Raw genomic sequence first — 17,313 nt, 5'->3', positions numbered from 1 at the left:
GCGGCTGGTGTTCAGTTCTGCAGCGATGCGGTTGTTAGACAGCCCGGAGGCGCCCATGAGCACAATATTGGCCCGTAGCACGATGCTTTGCGGGGTTTTCTGGGCGCGAACCCAAGCTTCGAGAGTGCGCTGCTGGTCCGGGGGCAACGCGATGGGGTCAGTTGTTTTCCACATGCAGACAGTATAAACCAAACCCCCATCATTGTCAAGTTATTAGAGATACACTAGACTAGCCTGGCGCAGAGCAACACTGTCTCTTTGAATAGCTCCGTTATCGCCGCGGCGTTGCGCCGGCGAAATCTGGCCAGGGTGCGGTAGTCGGGATTGCCTCTCCCGGACAGATAGATGAAGCTCACATCCCTGCGGGCCAGCACCTCTATTCGGCGAGTGCTCACCACCCTATTGGCCATACCCCACATCAGCAGTCGGAGCAGCATTCTGGGGTGGTAAGGGTGCTGCCCCATGCCATTGAAGTCTGAGTCCAAACACGCGATGCCTAAGTGCTCCGTCACCTCCCTGAATATATGCACCTCATCCTCAGTACCCAGGAAATCGGCCAGCGAAGGAGGAAAAAGATAACCAGCGTCTATGACGTAGGGCTTATATTTGGCGTAAGTCAATTCGCAACTCCTATCTGTGGATCGCTTACCTGGAGTATAGCCTTCGGCCGCACAGAAGGGAATAGGTTTACATACCAGTCGTGACCCAAGCTCCTAGTGGTATTGTCCAAGGCCATTGCCACATACATGCCTTTAGATAGACCTCTGGCACAAACGAGGAGGGAAAATGCCTACAGTCAAAGTTGGTGACATCAACATGTATTACGAGGTTCATGGGAAGGGAGAACCTTTGCTCCTGATAATGGGATTGGGAACAGACCTGACTGGCTGGATGTTCCAGATCCCAGAGTTCTCGAAGAAGTACCAGGTGATAGCGTTTGACAACCGTGGTGTTGGTCGTACTGATGCTCCAGACGAGCCCTATTCCATCAAAATGATGGCTGATGACACAGTCTGGCTCATGGATGCTCTAGGGATCAACAGAGCCCATATACTGGGTCTATCCATGGGTGGAATGATCGCCCAGGAGCTTGCCATCAAATACCCGGAACGGGTGAAGAGCCTCGTGTTGGCAACTACTTCGGCGGGGAATTATCCCTTCAGTGACCACACAGTAGGAGCATGGGCTGCAGCAAAAACGGAGGGGGTCAGCCCGAGAACGTATTTCAGGTTGATTTTCCCCTTCATCTTCACGGACAAGCTCTTTGAAAACTCAGGGATAGTTGAGATGGCTCTGGACACAATGGCAGCAGCTCCCTACTTGCAGCCGGCTCACGCCTTGGCTCACCAGGTGACTGCCGCCACCGAACACAATGCACTAGGCCGCCTGAGCCACATAGTGGCCCCGACTCTGGTGCTGGTCGGCAAACAAGACATTCTATTGCCAGTCAAGCTGTCGAAGGAACTGGCAACGGGCATAGACAAAGCCAAGCTGGTTGTACTGGAGGGAGGAGGCCACGCATTCAACGTCGAGATCCGAGACAAGTTCAACCAGGCAGTTTTAGATTTCTTAGCACAGATTGCCTAGATTTCAAGTCTATCAAGGGACGTACCGGGATGTGTTTTCACGCTCAAATTGGTGTTTCCCTGTTTCTGCCCTCCAACCCATTCTGTGCTCAGACTGCCGTTTTCTGTTACCCCGTTATCTGATCTCTATCAGCAATTTGTCAGCAGGATTTCTCGACCGCATCTTTAACGGGATGTGTACCCTTCCATGCGTACCTACCGAGTACTTAAGATGATGCTACCATTCGGCACTCTTATCTCGTTTGGCCTTTTGTGCTTTAATTTTGCTCTTAGATAGGGAAGCCCAACTGAGAACACCGATGGCAGTCATAACTGCTTCTTCTTCCGCGGGGTCAAGCGAGTGCCTGTCCAACAGGCTTTTTAATATAGCGATTGCTTCTTGGTATTCCATAGATTCAATGCAGATAGTCTATCACAGGCAAAGACCCATAATCCCATAATAAAGAAACCACAGGCATCGTTATCATCGTACTAGGGTTGCTGCTTTAGATCATCCGGGCCGAGTATTTCGGCCATGTCAAACATTGGGATGTCTGCCATTTCATGCGTACGCATCAGCAGGTAGATAAGTGATTTCGGGTTTCGAGAACACGGGGATATCGTCTCTGTTGTACTTATGAATATCCATCTACCGAACCAGCGGTAACCATCATGCCTCAACCGAGAAAAACTGACAACAAACACGGTCAAGGGGCAGTGTATCATTTCGGAAATGTTGGCGGTGGAGGATTCTGAATCAGTGTAATTGGTGACTGATTTGAACATAGCCGCTATGATAGTGACCTCATTGACAGTATCCGTTAGGCTTGACAATCGGATGCAATGGATGCATCATCGGTGTCGACACCAAAGAGCTACTGGGTAGGCTCACTGCGAGTTGATATGGGAAATCCCAGCTAATATCATGAAGAAAGTGCTTTTCCTATGTGGCAGCCCCACAGGCAAGAAAAGCGCAAGTCTGTACACTGCGTTATTCCTGTCTCGTTTCCTCGATTATGACTACGAGTTTGTAGATGTGACGAGAGCAAGGTTATCATCTGACCCAACAGAAGCAGATCCTGCCTTCCTTAAGATTGTCGAAAAAATGAAGGGTGCGGATGCCATTATCTGGACTTTTGGGGCATGGGTTCTATTTGTTCCTGTCCAGATGCAGTATCTTCTTGATAAGCTATTTGCCCAGCAAGGTTATGATTTTACGGGTAGAATCGCCGCTTCAGTCATGACATCTGCTCGTGTCCACGATGATTATATTCTCGATAAAGTTAGATTTGTAAGCGAGCAGTTGGGTTTTGGCTATATTGGTGATATATCAGCCGAAGGGAATCCCTTTTTTGGATACGTTGATGATGAGGAAACCGAGGATAGTTGTCGGGTCCTGGCAGAGAAAATTAACCGGGCTCTGGAAAATGGATATGTTCCCGCTAAAGAAAGTGCTCCTTTAGACCGGGCTTATCTTTCTCCGTTGAGCCGTGGGAAAGGTTTTGATGTAAATGGTCCCGAAGCAGAGAAAGACGGCAATAAGACCATTCTGGTCATAACGGGTAACAGGATATCTGATGACCCGGCCGCTGCATCCATAGTTGAATCTATCCGCAGGTACTCACGAAACAAGGTGGAACTCATGGAATTACAGGATCACAAGGTTGGACCTTGTGTTGGATGCCTTCTCTGTGATTCTAGAGTAGAGGGTATCTGTGTTCTTAAAGATGAGTATGAAGCAATAAAAAGGAGAATCCACAAAGTTGACGGTATTGTATACATAGGTCGTTGTAGTTCAGGGATGGTAGATTGTCACTTGAAAGCATTTCTTGACCGGTCATGGGGAATGGCTCACCGTCCCTCCTTGAAAGGTAGATACAGCTTTGCTGTAGCCATTGGAGGGGGCCCTCTGGGTAAGAACGCAGCCTGGTACCTGGGGGCTGTCCTGGATAAAACAGGGGCAAAATGTATTGCAGCTCTGGCTGATCGCGATAGTAATGACCCGAATTTTGCAAATACAGTACGTCAAACAGTGGAGGATTTGGACAGAGCTATGGAGGAGAAATGGCAGATTGCAGATAGGTTTGCCACTCGCTGCGCAACTTGGACATTCCGTGACCTTGTAGCGAAAAACGGTATGTATCTTCGTGCAGATTACGATTTTCACCAGAAGAATAGAATGTTTGACTATCCCTCAACTGGCGGAAGCGCTGCGATTATGAGAATTTTATTCAAGAGCAAGAAATTGCGAAATAGGTTAATTGCTTTTAGAAGAAACCAAATCACCAAAGAAAGGGAGAAACGATTGGAAAACTTCCTTAAGACCGGTACTATTGGAAAAGGGAAGGACATAACCGAAAATAGGTAACCCTCAATCGGACAAGTCATAACTTCATGTGCGTGCCCAGAATAGGGCCATGCAGCCGATTACCTTCACCTCATTATCCCGAAAACGTTTCGACAGTTCTTCTCTCAGATCTTGAAGATCATCTTCAAGGTTGGTGAACACCTTTCTCCTGTTCAGCGAATTCATTGTCCACTGTGCAGGTCGGCTCTTCTTGACTCCATTGTTGAGTATCGTGCAGCCGAAAATCACGCCGCCAGGATTCAAGAGGGGCTTCAAATGGTCAAAAACAACACTTTTCGTTAGTATTGTGCCTGGGAGACAATGAAGCAGTCCATTGATTGCCGCTGAGTCGAAGGGTTCAGCGTCTATGTTGATCGGTTCGAGGGCATCTCTGCAGTAGGTGACAGGGGCATAGCGCGACAAGCGTTTTTCGGTTACATCAAGGGAATTCGTGTTGAGGTCGATCAAAGCAATTCGAGGCGTATCGCTCGGAAACTTGCAGTGATCCAAGAAATGGCCAGTACCTACACCTACATCCAGATGGTTTGAAGTAACATGTTGATTGTAAAGCTCCAAGAGATGACGCGAAGGGCATTTCCACATGAAACGACAAAGGAAGCCCAGAACAAACAAGTCGTAAATGGACAGTAACGCCCTGTTGTAGACAGTATGTCCGGATCTTGTCTCGTGGGGAGATAGCTCTGCCATAGTCGGATTCTGATTTAGCTAGGGGTCTTACATTGCCTTTTATCTTACTGCAACACTGGGATGTCTGCCATTTCATGCTTACGTGAGTGGGGGTTGATAACTTATCTCGATGATGTTTTGGGCAACTAACGTGGCGACTCAGATGCACGCCAGCGCTACCTCAAGCGACAAGGAACGTGCCGATGCCGGTAGCGATCAGGCTCTGCTCCTCGTTCTTCATTTCCATGCGGATGACGATCACGTTCTTGCCGTCGCGCAGGACGAAGCCTGTGACTGTGAACTCCTTGCCCTTGCCCGGCCGTAGGTAATCGACACGCTGGTCAATGGTCCTTATAGCGCCCATCCTCTTGAGCTGCTCCTCCACAGGACGATCCTTGATATCTCTTATCTGGTGCCAGGATGCAACTGCGCCCCCCAAGACATCAATCATGCAGGAAATAACTCCCCCATGGAGGATGCGCAGGCCCGGGTGCCCGCACAGGTCGTCGCGCATGGAAAACCTGATGCGCACGCTGTCATCGTCCGTCGACTCAACCGTGACACCCATAAGCTCGAGGAAGGGATGATACCTGGTCATGAGTGCCATGCCACCCTTCAGTACCTGGGTCTTCTCATTATCAAAGACCGGCAATTTGTCGTCTTTCATTCTTCCTTTCATCAATAGTTCTTTGTACGTTTATTATAGTTGACAACGTTGGGGATGTCTCCCGTTCCATGCGTACGCATCAAAAGCTAATGTAGTGTCTCAGAAAAGACTTAACAATATAAGTTACCCCTGTAATTCCCGCACAAGCGGGAATCCATTGTATAGGTATTGCGATGACACTACAGTAGATAGGTGATTTCGGCGTTGTACACACACTCGCATGTTAGTCACGTCTTCCGTGTACCAGCAATGGCAATACCATACCAAAGTTGCCCTTGATGTTTGAAGTTGTGGATTGAACGACATGGGACATGGATGCAATCTAACGCTTGGAGTCAGCCGCTTGTAGGGCACATACAAACCAGCTTTCTGAACCAAGCCCCGACTCAAAGAAAGTTGTCCTTGTAAGTCAGTTGCACGCCATTGTTATACTCAACATGGCTTTGATCGCATTTTGAGATCGCCACCCTGATACAAGAAAATGTCATTCGATAGTTTCAAGAACATGTAGAGACAAAACTGCATATGTTGGCCTAATGATGCCATGTTGATGAAATCAACCTTATAATTCGATACTTGGCTCCTCCAAATACCAAGCATGAACTTTTCACTGCCTGATAAACCGCCTTCATGTTGTGAGATTTTGTACGCAAAAATGAGATCACTTTCTATATCAATATGCCAATAGTCTTCAAAATTACCACACAACGGGGTCCTGAAAGTATAGTGCCATAAGCTCTTCAGCGCGTTAAGTTTGGTGCATTTATCATATCTTCTAGATATTTCCGTCTTGAGGTTGTCCAAATAGTTGATGTACTCGCCTAGAGAGTAAGCCAAGTAATCAGAATCTATGTATATGTGAGTTGCTGTCCCTTTCTTGAAATCTACTTCCAAGTTGCTATGAATCAGTTCGTTTCTTCTTCTCTTAATGTTTTCAATACTTAGCTCATTATCAGGTTTCTTGATTCTCAAGACTTTATAGAAAATCTCTGTGAATTGCCAATATGGCATCTTGTCAATGTATTCTGAAACCAACCGCTCAGTGAAATGGAAGTCCTCATTCTCTATTAAGACTTGCTTATCAATCTCAACCGTGTTCTTATTGTTATTGGCTATTCTCTCCGGCTGGTACTTCAGATAGTATGTCAACACTTCCTTTTGCATGGATTCGATATAGGACACCAGCATCAAGAACAGACCGTTTAGAATCACAGGACTACTGACAGAGCGCATCTCCATTTGTATTTCGTTTGTTCTGACCTCTGTAGCCAGTATTGGCATTAACAAATTGTCTTTTACAATGATGACAGGCTTCTTCATTAATATATGTCCTCTATGATATGTCTATGACATAGCAACGTTGGCGCCTGACATAGACATCCGCATTTTCGGATCGACTATAACGTGAGTTTCAGCCGCGCCCGGCTTCCGGCGTCGGCTGCATCGCCGTGTTAGGCGGATGGGGCTGTGACTCATAGTAGTTCGTTCTCATCGAACTCAATGCGTGGCGTCTCGCCCCCTTCGCCAAGAATGCCTCTTAATAGTTCTTGTCCAACTTGCCGAACAGTCCTGCCGTGCCCGAAGACCGCAATTCGGTTGGGATCGTGTTTTGGCAAGGGTGTGTCGTCTAGCACTAAATAAACAATGAGATCTCCTTTTCCTGTCGACTGTTCCTTCTGTTCAGCAACGCTGATTTCAAACCGCGGCCAATCTCTCTCTTTAGAATTGGATGAATAAACGGCAAGAACCTTATCAGCACGCACGATTGCGTCCTTGATTGCATCAGGAAGTTGTTGCCCTGGCTTAAAATCCCTCGTATCCCGTTGGATTCTTACGCCTTTGTCACGCAGCCACTGATCGATCTTATCGACTGTAGGCGAGTCGGCCCATGCATAACTCAGAAAGACCAAAGGAGCAACTTTGCGGTTAAGTTCCTCCAAAACTGACAGGGCTTGCGTTCCAGCTTTCTGGTCCAAGATTTGAGCGAGTAATCGGCGAGTGCCAGGACCAAACAAGCCATCTTGGTTAGTGTGGTTGTAGGCTTTTTGAAACTCTAACACTTTGTTCTTGAGTTCGGCGTCGTAACTCTTTCCTGATGGAATTCGAAAACCGAGTAGGCGAAGAGCGGCGCGTATGTTCTCGCATACGATACCTTCGTAAGGGGGTGCGAGAATTCCATCGCCCACAACTGGGTCACGTAGATGACGCTCAATCTGTAACGCTCTGCCTTCCATACTTACGCCAGTGAACCGATCGTTGTTCTTCCGCCTAACATTGTCTTTTATCTTGCTGCAATAGTTGGATGAATCTTATGGTGCAGTCATAGAGGATGTCAAGATTACGAACCGATTACGAACCATGATCTGGTTGACAAGGTCTGACAGGATGCAACAATAATGACCCAGACTTGGACAACTGCTCAAATCCGGACAAGAAAGACGCCTACCGTACCTTAGCTTGCAGGTCAAGGCTACACGTGAAGCTGCAGACATCAAAGGTTTTCTAGACCCATGCGTACTCACCACTGGACAAACATGGGATATCGTATCCCGTGCTTGAGAAAACCTGGTTTTTCCTCTATCCTAGTGAACAATGCGACACGGTAAGGCAAGATGAGAGAGAATCGTGGTTTCACCCTGAACGCTGTATGGTTCCTCATAGGCGTTAATATAATACTGTTCATAGCCACAACCCTAAACCCAGACATTGAAGGGCGTCTCGGACTGCAGGCAGCAAGTTTCACAGAAGAGCCATGGAAGATTGTGACCAACCTCTTTATCCATGCCGATATCCTCCATATTCTGTTCAACATGATCACGTTATATTTCTTCGGAACATACCTGTCAACGCTAATTGGGGACGCAAAGTTCCTTACCATATATTTCCTGGGTGGACTGCTGGGGAACGCCTTCTTCATGCTCTGGGCACTGTATGCACCCTGGGCAGATCCTCTGGATCGTTACACTACAGCTATCGGTGCCTCAGGAGCTATATTTGCCGTAATGGGAGCAATGGCAGTGCTGCGCCCGCAGGCAAAAGCCCTCATGTTCTTCGTGGTACCTCTTCCACTTTGGGCAGCTATCCTCGTTGGTTTTTTGATGCTGTCCTTCATCCCTGGCATATCCTGGCAGGGCCATCTGGGCGGGCTGGTCCTCGGCCTCATAGCAGGATTTATCCTCAGGAAGCAGCAGCGCTACTACCCCTAATTCAATAATTCAAACCCGAACACATTCTGGAGAACGAGCAACCCAGATCATCGCTTTGCGTTAGCTGCGATTCGTTGATTTAGCGCCTCGCAAGCCACAGCTACATTATGCTATCATGTGTACTCAGAAATGCATGAACTGGCCATCACTCAGAGTATGCTCGACCTTGTCCTGGACGAGGCAAACAAGACTGGTGCGGCCAGGGTACAGAAGATCAACCTGGTTCTGGGAGAAATGTCTGGCATTGCCGGCGACTGCCTGCAGTTCTACTTTGACTACCTCAGCAAAGGCACCAATGCAGAAAGAGCGACTCTTTCATTCAGGGAAATCCCCACGCAGGCGCGTTGCCACAATTGCGAAGAGGTATTTACCCCCAAGGAATTCGACTGGTCCTGCCCCAAATGCCACAATGTCAGCCTGGAAATCACGGCCGGCAAGGAACTCTATGTTGAAAGCATTGAGGTAGAGTAATCGTGGAGATAAAAGTTCTAAAGGATATCCTGAGCGCCAATGACCAGATCGCAGAGAGAAATCATGCGCTGCTGCAGAGCAAGAATGTTTCCTGCATAAATGTGATGTCTTCACCAGGATCCGGTAAGACCAGCCTCATACTGGAGACCATCAGAAGGTTGAAGGGCAAAGTCCGCATAGGCGTTATCGAAGGAGATATAAGTTCCACCATAGATGCTCAAAAGGTGAGCGAAGAGGGAGTGCCGGTGCTTCAGATTAATACCGGCGGGGAGTGTCACCTGGACGCCGTTATGGTTGGTCACGCCCTGGACAATCTGCCTTTGGTTGACATCGATCTTCTGCTCATCGAAAATGTGGGCAATCTGGTCTGCCCCGGAGAGTTCAAGCTCGGGGAAGACAAAAAGGTCCTGATCCTGAGTGTCCCCGAAGGTGATGACAAGATTTACAAGTACCCCCTCCTGTTCCACCTCGCAGATGCTGTAGTGATAAACAAGATCGACCTTTTGCCATACACCAAATTTGATGTGGAAGGCTTCTCAAAGGCACTCAAAGGGATAAACCAGAAAGCTCAGATATTCCAGGTCTCCTGCACCACCCATCAGGGCATTGAGGACTGGGTTTCCTGGGTCGTGTCCAGCATTCGTTACCCGCACAAGAGAACTGTCAAGTAGACATAAGGTTTCGCCCAGTTCTCCCCGGGAATCTATATCCCCTATCACTGATTTCCTGGCATCCCGCAGGCCGGGACTATCGCCCTCAGGCTCCGAATTTCTATTAGTGACTTATGAGTATATAAAGGAGCCCCTCTTTTCCCAATCCTGTATGCTCCTTCACACCAGAACCTCTCGCATATATTCGGCCTGGTATCATAAATGGCACAGCTATACTTACTCCGTCTTAGCTTCCTCAGGAAGGGACAATAATCCAGATTCTCTCCCGTCTCAGGGTCTACCCAGTCTATCCATACGTCCCATATCCCATCATAATCAGCAGGCACTTCGCCTTGCCAGATATAGCGGAGGATATCATGTCGCCCTTGACGCTTCCATCTTCTATAATCATCGGGCATCATGGTGAAGCCGGAACCCTGCTCTATACAACACCTGCCGCATGCAGAGCATTCCGGTATTCTCCGAAACTTCCTGTCCATGGTTTTAGCACGCCGCAATCTCCTGCGATATTATACCACGACAAAATCAGGTCAGATATAAACCAGAATACAAATAACAAAAAGGAATCGCCTGCCCGGGTACGAATGGTGATTCCCCGGTTTCTGGCCTTGCCCTTCAGGACACTGAAGCCAAGCTTGCCCGGGTCACTTCTAGTTTGTGCTCCGCAGTTCCTGCAGCACCAGCCTGATAACCTCAGGGATAGCCCTCTCCACCTCCGGAGTGCATTCCTCGCGAAAGGTGGTGACATCAGCTACCTCTATGGCAAAGATGACGATCTCCTGGGGCATCGCCATACCAAGTCTGCGGCCCAAATCCAGGGCAGTGACCAGATCGACGTCGTGGACCACGGAGCAGTGGAGAGGAACAGGCAGATTCTCCAGGCCCAAACGATAAACCTGGCCTGGCTTTCCCTGATGGGTCTGGATAGCATCAATTATGATGGCCCGCTGATAGCCCGCGAGCAGGTCCAGAAGATCCAGCCCACCGCTAATACTCTCTGCTACCTCTACCTCCGGATGATGGACCTCGCCTTCCAGAGCTTCCGCAATCCTAATTCCCACTCCATCATCACCGCGGATCGGATTCCCCAGACCTAAAATCAACGTTCTCAAAATACCTGCCCCAAAGACTATCAAATACTGAAGTCTGTCTGCCCCCTACAACTTGTGGACCCCGGGCAGAGCGGTAATCAGAAAACATAGAGGGCGGTTAGTAAACCGCCCCTGCTCAGTTGCTAAGACATGGCTCCAACAGGGTCCATTTCACCCACTCACCCCACCACAAGTCTTGCGAGCAAGATCCCGCACTACCCAGCACAGCTACTGCAACTGGAAGAAGAGCACCCGCCGCAAGAAGAGCCTCCACCGATAGGAGTGGACATACCATTCTCGCCTTTAGAATACGAAGCGAATAAAGAGACTGCTCGCTGGACTGTCTTGCTGCAGCCGGGACATGGGGCCCCCTCGCTGGACCGGGACAATGGTCGGAGTAATTCGAACCTTATATTACAATCAGGACAATAGTATTCATAGACAGGCATTTTCTCACCAAAGCAATCCCTTTTTGCATGTCATCAATCTTCTACGGCAACTACTTCTCTGATCTCAGGCATCTCATCCTTGATCTGTTCTTCTAGCAATACCACAACCGTTTCTTGGGATATACCAGCAGCGCAGGATGATGGAATCACCCTCACCTTCACTACTCCCTCACTAACATCCACCAACTCCACGATGTTAACACCCAAGGCAGGCCTCACTTTATCTATGATCTTCTCTACTCTGTCTTGTATCTTCACCCAATACTCTCCACGAACCACCAATATATCTAGATTTGCTTCTATGACCAGCCATGCAAAACTAACCCTTGACTCAGACAGCCACTACCTGCTTGATCCCCGGCACCTCTTCTTTAAGCGCCCTCTCAATTCCATCCTTTAGAGTTATGGCAGCCATGGGGCAACCTCCGCAGGCACCCTTGAGCCTTACCCTTACAACACCGGACTTGACATCCACCAACTCCACATCACCACCGTCTGCCTGCAAATTAGGTCTTATCTTAGCCAGTACCGCTTCAACCTTTTCCTTCATGTTCTACCTCCACGTACTCAATTCTTGATCCAAACCCCAACTCTACCCCTTCCTCCAAAACCTTAGTTTACTTTAGGCCAGTTCTTCACTCCTGTATGCAACTTTTATCTCAAATCCATCTTACGCCATCCCCTTCTCAAACGTCAAACTCGCACACAGGCTACAGGATACACAAGCAATACAGCCGTCCTTTACAGACAAATCGGGATCGATACGCCAATGAAATGAATCAACCTGTAATGACTACTGCACACATGGAGGAAATCATTCGATTATGGCAGGATTCGCCCGGAATATATCAGGTATTGACAGCTTTCACAATGCCTGATATAATCATTACTAACTTGATGATATTGATCATTTTAGTAAATATAGTGCAGTATGCAAGACTGCAAGTACCTGCGCCATTCGGGACATCTGAACGGATATAGGTGATGCCATGATCTACTAGATCTGGCAACGACAGGTGCCTAAAGGAGGTGAGAATGGCAGAGTCAGAGCAATCATATAGCAATACCAGTGCCGGTTCTGGGCAAAGGCGCCATTGCTCAGATGCACAGAAAAGACAGCACCGTAGGCACTCAAATGTGGCCCTGAATAGTTGAAGAAGGAGGCAAGCAAATGTCACGTATAGGACGATATATCGCAATAGCAGTTCTGGCTCTGGGGGTGGCTGGGGTAGCAATGGGCACAGCCTTCATCGTCGAAGGCCAGTCTAAGGCCACTTTTATCAAGAACGCAATGCGCGAGGAGCAGGTTACGTTGGGTGTCGAAGGAGCAGCTCAGGGGGACCTAGTCGATTCTGCCGCCGAAGCTCAGAAAGCTGCTGATACCATAAGGGGGCACCGACTTGAACAATATGGAACCTATAAGGAGGTAACAGGTGGAGCAAGCTATGACCCCACGAACATCAATCAACTTAGATACACGCAGGCACTAAACCTGGAGAACTCTCTGTACCTTGGTGTTGCCAGCCTGGGCCTTACCACTGTCACCATTGTCAGCGGCATTTTCATGGTGGTCACCGGGATCGCCCTCGGCGGGACAGGCATAGTATTGTTTCAATTGGCTAAGGCTAAGGCAAAGGCCAAGACCGCTTAGCCAGACGTCAAAAGTGAAAAGGACAGGATCTCGACACGTAGTCTGCACTTTAGACCACATGCCGGAAGGTAAGAAGGGGCAGAGGTTATAGAGAGGCAAAAATGAGATTACTCCAGGTAGTGGCTAAGGACACCTTGCGCAGAAGGCGGCGGGTTTTATATACGGCTCTGGGCGTGGCTGTCGGCGTGGCAGCAGTGGTGGCCGTGTTGACGGTGGCCCGCTCCGGTGAGCAGAGGATTTACAGTGAGATAGATAAGTACGGCGCCAACATGACAGTCATGCCAGCCATCAACGACGTCGATCTGAAGCTGGGAGATTTGAGATTGGGCAGCCTGGCTGTTGGGGAGAACTACATTGCTGAAGATAAGCTGCCTGAGATCAGACAGATTGCCGACGGAGCAATACGAAATGCGCTTGATATCCAGGACAACGGAGATATCGCCACCATTGCCCCCAAGCTCTACATGAACACAATAGTAAAGGGAACATCTATCATGGTAGTAGGCTTCAACCCGGAGCAGGAAAGGCTCATCAAGAGCTGGTGGGAAATGTCAGGAGGAAGGTATCCGGAACAGCAGAATGAAGCCATACTGGGAACCAGGGCAAGCTCCATACTGGGCGTCGATCCAGGAGACAGCATCGCTATCAACGGGCAAGATGTAACCATCGTCGGCATCCTTGGAGAGACAGGCTCGCAGGATGACTATCAGATATTCGCCCCTCTGAAAACAGTTCAGCAGGCCTTTGGGAAGGAGGGGCTGATTTCCTCGATGGACATTCGCGCCCTGTGCTCTGCCTGCCCTGTGGAGTCCATTGCCGATTCTATCAACAAGACTATCCCAGGAGTCCGTGCCGTGGCCGTAAGGCAGATAGCGGAAACTGAAATGAATCTGGTGGGAAAGATCAATCGCTTCATGCTGGCCTTAGCCGGCATTACCCTGGTGGTAGGTGGCTTCGGGGTAGTGAATACCATGATGGCCTCTGTCCACGAGCGCATCAAAGACATTGGCATTATGAAAGCAGTGGGGGCCTCACGCAAACAGATAGTGAGTATGTTTATCTACGAGGCTATCGCTGTCGGGGTGGTGGGCGGCATAATAGGGTACATAGCAGGTACATTGCTGTCATACGTGCTCGGCCCTCTCATCTTCGATGGCCTGGCTGTCAGCTATGCCCCACAGTACCTGCTGCCCGCTCTCGGTCTTGCTATTTTAGTGACTATTGTGGCCAGCGTGTACCCTGCATTGCGGGCATCTCATATCAGGGTAGCCGATTCACTGAGATCACTATAGGGGTGACAGAATGCTGGAGATCAATAACGTATCGAAAACCTATGGTGAGGGCTCCGCCAGAGTAGTAGCCCTGAATGATATCAGTATGCACGTAGAAGATGGTGGTTTCTTAGCCATTACCGGCCCCTCTGGAAGTGGGAAGTCCACCCTCCTTAACGTAATCGGTGGATTGGAACACGCCTCCAGCGGGGAGGTGATCCTGGATGGGAGACGCATCGACAACCTGAGCGAGAACGACTTGGTTGATATCAGGAGACGGAAGGTAGCCTATGTGTTTCAGCAATATCATCTGATCCCCTCCCTCACTGCCCTGGAGAATGTGCTTTTGCCCCTGACCTTCGGCGGACCAGCGAAGGCTGATGAGAAAAGGGCTGTGGAAATACTGCAAAAGGTGGGGTTGGAGAAGAGGGTGAAGCACAAACCCAGCCAATTGAGCGGTGGAGAGCAGCAAAGGGTGGCCATCGCCAGAGCTCTGGTCAACGGTTGCTCGCTTATCCTGGCAGACGAGCCTACCGGCAACGTGGACCAGAAAACGGGGATGGAAATCATAAATCTCTTTCGGCAGGCGAATGAAGATGGGCATACCATCATCATGGTCACCCACAGCCCTGACATAGCCAGACGGGCCAAAAGAATCGTGACATTGCGTGATGGAGAGATGGTAAATGAAGTGGAACAGGAAAGATGTGAAAGACCATACGAAAAGGAGGGAAAAGTGAGATGAAGACCAGAATAGCATTGATAGCACTGGCGGCGTTGGCATTGATATTAGCCGGAACACTGGCGGTGGTTGGGTATACCGCTTATGGAAGCTGTCGTGACGGCAGTACCAGCAGCAGGTCGTGTTGCCGTGGCAGTAGCCCGGCCGGAACAACAGGAGAGGCAGTACAGCCGACATGGCTCGATGCCCAGGTAGAGGGGAATACAGTGTCTATTCCTCTGAGTGAGGTAGATAGTGGCAAGATAGTCCACTTCAGGGTTACCAGTGAGGGCACCAGCATGGCCTTCATGGCATACAAACTGGGTGGAGAAATCTATGTACGAACCGCCATCTGCCCGCCATGCCGCTCAGAGAGCTTCTCTCTGACAGGTGACACCCTCGACTGCAACACCTGCCATACCAAGTTCAAGGCTGGCACCGGCGAGGGGATAAGTGGCGCATGCCGGAATTACCCCAAGGCTGAGGTGACACACACCATCACCGGGGACAGGATAACAATGACAATAGGTGATCTGGTAACCGCTTATCAGAACACTCAGAGCCTCGGTTTGCCCTGAACCACCCCTCAATGAGGTAGAATAGGGATCAGGGCAAGATGAAAGTAAGGATAGATAGAGATTTGTGCCTTGGCGTGGGCAATTGTGTGGCCATTGCACCGACGGTCTTCAAACTTGATAATGAAAACAAGGTTGTAGTCCTCACCCCCTCCTCTGTAGACAATGATAAGCTGTTAGAGGCTGCCGAAAGCTGCCCCGAGAATGCTATCATCATCGAGGACGACGACGGGCGTCAGCTATACCCTTGATCCCGGGGCAGCCGTCACTGCCTTCAGCCATGTCAGCGTTTCTACGGCACTACGAGTCTTGTGAGTCTGTAGAAGCATCCCCAAATCATCCCGTTGACAGGCTAAATTCTTCCCTCTAAGATATAACTACATTACGATTTCCTTTATTTGGGCCATCCAGCTCACAAATAATGTCCATTTGGGACTTACCAAGACATGCAGCTTCGGTCAAACTTTTGCCAGTATAAAGGCATTTTCCCCTGCGCAGTGAATGGTGCCCAAAGAAGGGGCAGACCATGCAGAAAGATTTTGGGCACCCACATTGATAAAATCCCGTCGCCTGATGACACTGTGTCCGGGGCTTATTTGGCAAGACAATGTCACGGGTTACTATTGAAATTGTGAGGTACTGGGAATGGATATAGATGAAATTCTTCAACAGACGGTAGCCAAAGGTGCTTCAGATTTACACCTCATGGTATCAAGCCCACCAGTGTTCCGTATTGACGGCGCCCTCACACCGCAAGAGGATATACCGCCTTTTACAAGAGAAGATATCGATACATTCTTCAAACAAATTACTATTGCAAAGCAAAGAACCGCCTTTGAGAAAGAAATGGAACTGGATCTTGCCTATAGTATCTCCGGGTTAGCTCGATTCCGGGTTAACGTATTGAAACAGAGGGGCACAATCAGCCTTGCCTTCCGTCGTGTGTCAGTTGATATACCATCTATTGATGAACTGGGCCTACCCCAAGTCTGCAAGGAGCTTATTCTCAGGCCAAGAGGGTTCATCCTGGTAACCGGCCCTGCCAATAGTGGCAAGTCGAGTACTCTGGCAGCAATGATTAACCACCTCAATCAGACTGCAAGACGGAGTGTCATCACCATTGAAGACCCCATTGAATACTTATTCCACAATAACAAATGCATCATTCGACAGCGAGACCTGGGGGATGACACCACGTCTTTCCATACCGCTCTAATACACGCCCTCCGCCATGACCCGGATGTCATTGTCATCGGAGAGATGCGTGACCTGGAAACAACAAGCACAGCAATGACAGCTGCCGAGACGGGTCATCTAGTGCTGGGCACACTACATACCATCGATGCAGCGCAATCCATTGACCGCATAATTGATATGTACCCGTATGGACAGCAGCAGCAGGTCAGGCTGCAGCTGTCACAAGTGATAGAGGGAGTACTCTCACAGGCCCTCCTACCCCGTATCGGGGGAGGGCGGGTAGCTGCCGTCGAGATCATGCTGGTTAACAATGTGATCAAGAGACTCATCCGCGACCACAAGAATTTCGAAATACCCCCTAATATGGAGATGGGCAGCAGAGAGGGTATGCAGACACTGGACATGGCCATGGCCAACCTGGTGAAAAGCGGAATCATTTCCCGTGAAGATGCCGCGATGAGAAGCAGTAGTTCGGCAAAGCTAAACGAGTTGCTGGTTCGATTTGACCAGCAAACCGCAGACACTGAACTGTAGAACCAGGCATAACTGAGGAATCAAGGATTCCTGCTTTCGCAGTAACGGCAACAGACTAGTGCCTGGTTGCACAAATCAGCGTAACAATCGAGATTCTTCGCTTCGCTCAGAATGACACAGTGGGCAATATCAGAATGACATTTATGCTCCTTGTCACCCTGAGCGAAGGCGAAGGGTCTCTTCCCCCCCACAAGCGAATAACGCCTATTT

22 protein-coding genes are annotated in these 17,313 nt (G+C 49.3%); 11 read left to right on the top strand and 11 right to left on the bottom strand.

The features are described from left to right. On the bottom strand, positions 1-192 hold a 192-nt coding region (locus NTZ04_04450), incomplete at its 3' end, for a hypothetical protein (protein ID MCX5991567.1). Between the two features lie 32 nt (positions 193-224). Then, positions 225-620 carry a transposase gene (locus NTZ04_04445; GenBank protein ID MCX5991566.1) on the bottom strand — a complete coding sequence of 132 codons (396 nt, stop codon included), beginning with the start codon at positions 618-620 and terminating at the stop codon, positions 225-227. Between the two features lie 166 nt (positions 621-786). Between NTZ04_04445 and NTZ04_04440 the strand changes: the two genes are divergently transcribed. Then, positions 787-1,587 carry an alpha/beta hydrolase gene (locus tag NTZ04_04440; protein MCX5991565.1) on the top strand — a complete coding sequence of 267 codons (801 nt, stop codon included), beginning with the start codon at positions 787-789 and terminating at the stop codon, positions 1,585-1,587. 903 nt (positions 1,588-2,490) lie between these two features. Beyond that, the gene (locus NTZ04_04435; protein ID MCX5991564.1) at positions 2,491-3,933 is read left to right on the top strand and encodes an NAD(P)H-dependent oxidoreductase; all 1,443 of its coding nucleotides are present in this window, start codon (positions 2,491-2,493) and stop codon (positions 3,931-3,933) included. A gap of 24 nt (positions 3,934-3,957) precedes the next feature. Here the strand turns inward: NTZ04_04435 and NTZ04_04430 are convergent, their stop codons facing one another. The 4 genes from NTZ04_04430 to NTZ04_04415 all read right to left on the bottom strand — a co-directional run bounded on the left by NTZ04_04430 (position 3,958) and on the right by NTZ04_04415 (position 7,500). Then, complete coding sequence (locus tag NTZ04_04430) at positions 3,958-4,620, bottom strand: class I SAM-dependent methyltransferase (GenBank protein ID MCX5991563.1); 663 nt, start codon at positions 4,618-4,620, stop codon at positions 3,958-3,960. Positions 4,621-4,780: 160 nt separating this feature from the next. Further along, positions 4,781-5,266 (bottom strand): thioesterase family protein, encoded by a 486-nt coding sequence (locus tag NTZ04_04425; protein MCX5991562.1) that lies wholly within the window; start codon positions 5,264-5,266, stop codon positions 4,781-4,783. A gap of 432 nt (positions 5,267-5,698) precedes the next feature. Beyond that, entirely contained in the window at positions 5,699-6,586 is an 888-nt protein-coding gene (locus tag NTZ04_04420; protein MCX5991561.1) for a hypothetical protein, read from the bottom strand. Between the two features lie 152 nt (positions 6,587-6,738). Continuing rightward, a complete protein-coding gene (locus NTZ04_04415) occupies positions 6,739-7,500 on the bottom strand; it encodes a toll/interleukin-1 receptor domain-containing protein (protein MCX5991560.1) in 762 nt (253 codons plus the stop codon). 378 nt (positions 7,501-7,878) lie between these two features. Between NTZ04_04415 and NTZ04_04410 the strand changes: the two genes are divergently transcribed. The 3 genes from NTZ04_04410 (at position 7,879) to hypB (ending at position 9,614) form a co-directional block, all read left to right on the top strand. Beyond that, the gene (locus NTZ04_04410) at positions 7,879-8,472 is read left to right on the top strand and encodes a rhomboid family intramembrane serine protease (protein MCX5991559.1); all 594 of its coding nucleotides are present in this window, start codon (positions 7,879-7,881) and stop codon (positions 8,470-8,472) included. Positions 8,473-8,601: 129 nt separating this feature from the next. Next, entirely contained in the window at positions 8,602-8,943 is a 342-nt protein-coding gene (gene hypA, locus NTZ04_04405; protein ID MCX5991558.1) for a hydrogenase maturation nickel metallochaperone HypA, read from the top strand. 2 nt (positions 8,944-8,945) lie between these two features. Beyond that, on the top strand, positions 8,946-9,614 hold the full coding sequence (hypB, locus tag NTZ04_04400) for a hydrogenase nickel incorporation protein HypB (protein MCX5991557.1): 669 nt from the start codon (positions 8,946-8,948) through the stop codon (positions 9,612-9,614). 44 nt (positions 9,615-9,658) lie between these two features. Here hypB and NTZ04_04395 read toward each other — a convergent pair whose 3' ends face one another. The 5 genes from NTZ04_04395 to NTZ04_04375 form a co-directional block, all read right to left on the bottom strand. Beyond that, a complete protein-coding gene (locus NTZ04_04395) occupies positions 9,659-10,111 on the bottom strand; it encodes a YkgJ family cysteine cluster protein (protein MCX5991556.1) in 453 nt (150 codons plus the stop codon). Positions 10,112-10,264: 153 nt separating this feature from the next. Beyond that, positions 10,265-10,726, bottom strand: coding sequence for a hydrogenase maturation protease (locus NTZ04_04390; protein MCX5991555.1), 462 nt, complete (start codon positions 10,724-10,726; stop codon positions 10,265-10,267). A gap of 194 nt (positions 10,727-10,920) precedes the next feature. Next, positions 10,921-11,154: a zinc ribbon domain-containing protein gene (locus NTZ04_04385; protein MCX5991554.1), complete on the bottom strand. Its 234-nt coding sequence runs from the start codon at positions 11,152-11,154 to the stop codon at positions 10,921-10,923. 33 nt (positions 11,155-11,187) lie between these two features. Next, positions 11,188-11,412 carry a NifU family protein gene (locus NTZ04_04380; GenBank protein MCX5991553.1) on the bottom strand — a complete coding sequence of 75 codons (225 nt, stop codon included), beginning with the start codon at positions 11,410-11,412 and terminating at the stop codon, positions 11,188-11,190. 73 nt (positions 11,413-11,485) lie between these two features. Beyond that, positions 11,486-11,704, bottom strand: coding sequence for a NifU family protein (locus NTZ04_04375; protein MCX5991552.1), 219 nt, complete (start codon positions 11,702-11,704; stop codon positions 11,486-11,488). A gap of 621 nt (positions 11,705-12,325) precedes the next feature. Here NTZ04_04375 and NTZ04_04370 point away from each other — a divergent pair. The 6 genes from NTZ04_04370 to NTZ04_04345 all read left to right on the top strand — a co-directional run bounded on the left by NTZ04_04370 (position 12,326) and on the right by NTZ04_04345 (position 17,103). Continuing rightward, positions 12,326-12,805, top strand: coding sequence for a hypothetical protein (locus NTZ04_04370; GenBank protein MCX5991551.1), 480 nt, complete (start codon positions 12,326-12,328; stop codon positions 12,803-12,805). A gap of 101 nt (positions 12,806-12,906) precedes the next feature. Next, a complete protein-coding gene (locus NTZ04_04365) occupies positions 12,907-14,097 on the top strand; it encodes an ABC transporter permease (protein MCX5991550.1) in 1,191 nt (396 codons plus the stop codon). A gap of 10 nt (positions 14,098-14,107) precedes the next feature. After that, positions 14,108-14,821 (top strand): ABC transporter ATP-binding protein, encoded by a 714-nt coding sequence (locus NTZ04_04360; GenBank protein MCX5991549.1) that lies wholly within the window; start codon positions 14,108-14,110, stop codon positions 14,819-14,821. Then, positions 14,818-15,375 carry a Fe-S-containing protein gene (locus tag NTZ04_04355; protein MCX5991548.1) on the top strand — a complete coding sequence of 186 codons (558 nt, stop codon included), beginning with the start codon at positions 14,818-14,820 and terminating at the stop codon, positions 15,373-15,375. Before NTZ04_04360 ends, NTZ04_04355 begins: the two co-directional genes overlap by 4 nt. Before the next feature lie 38 nt (positions 15,376-15,413). After that, the gene (locus tag NTZ04_04350) at positions 15,414-15,623 is read left to right on the top strand and encodes a ferredoxin (GenBank protein MCX5991547.1); all 210 of its coding nucleotides are present in this window, start codon (positions 15,414-15,416) and stop codon (positions 15,621-15,623) included. Between the two features lie 394 nt (positions 15,624-16,017). Further along, entirely contained in the window at positions 16,018-17,103 is a 1,086-nt protein-coding gene (locus NTZ04_04345; GenBank protein MCX5991546.1) for a PilT/PilU family type 4a pilus ATPase, read from the top strand. The last annotated feature ends 210 nt before the right edge of the window (positions 17,104-17,313 follow it).

This window comes from Chloroflexota bacterium (assembly GCA_026389585.1).
Lineage (GTDB): Bacteria > Chloroflexota > Dehalococcoidia > UBA2247 > RBG-13-53-26 > JAPLHP01.
The sequence above is the reverse complement of the archived record's forward strand: the minus strand, read 5'-3'. Positions and strand labels throughout refer to the sequence as shown.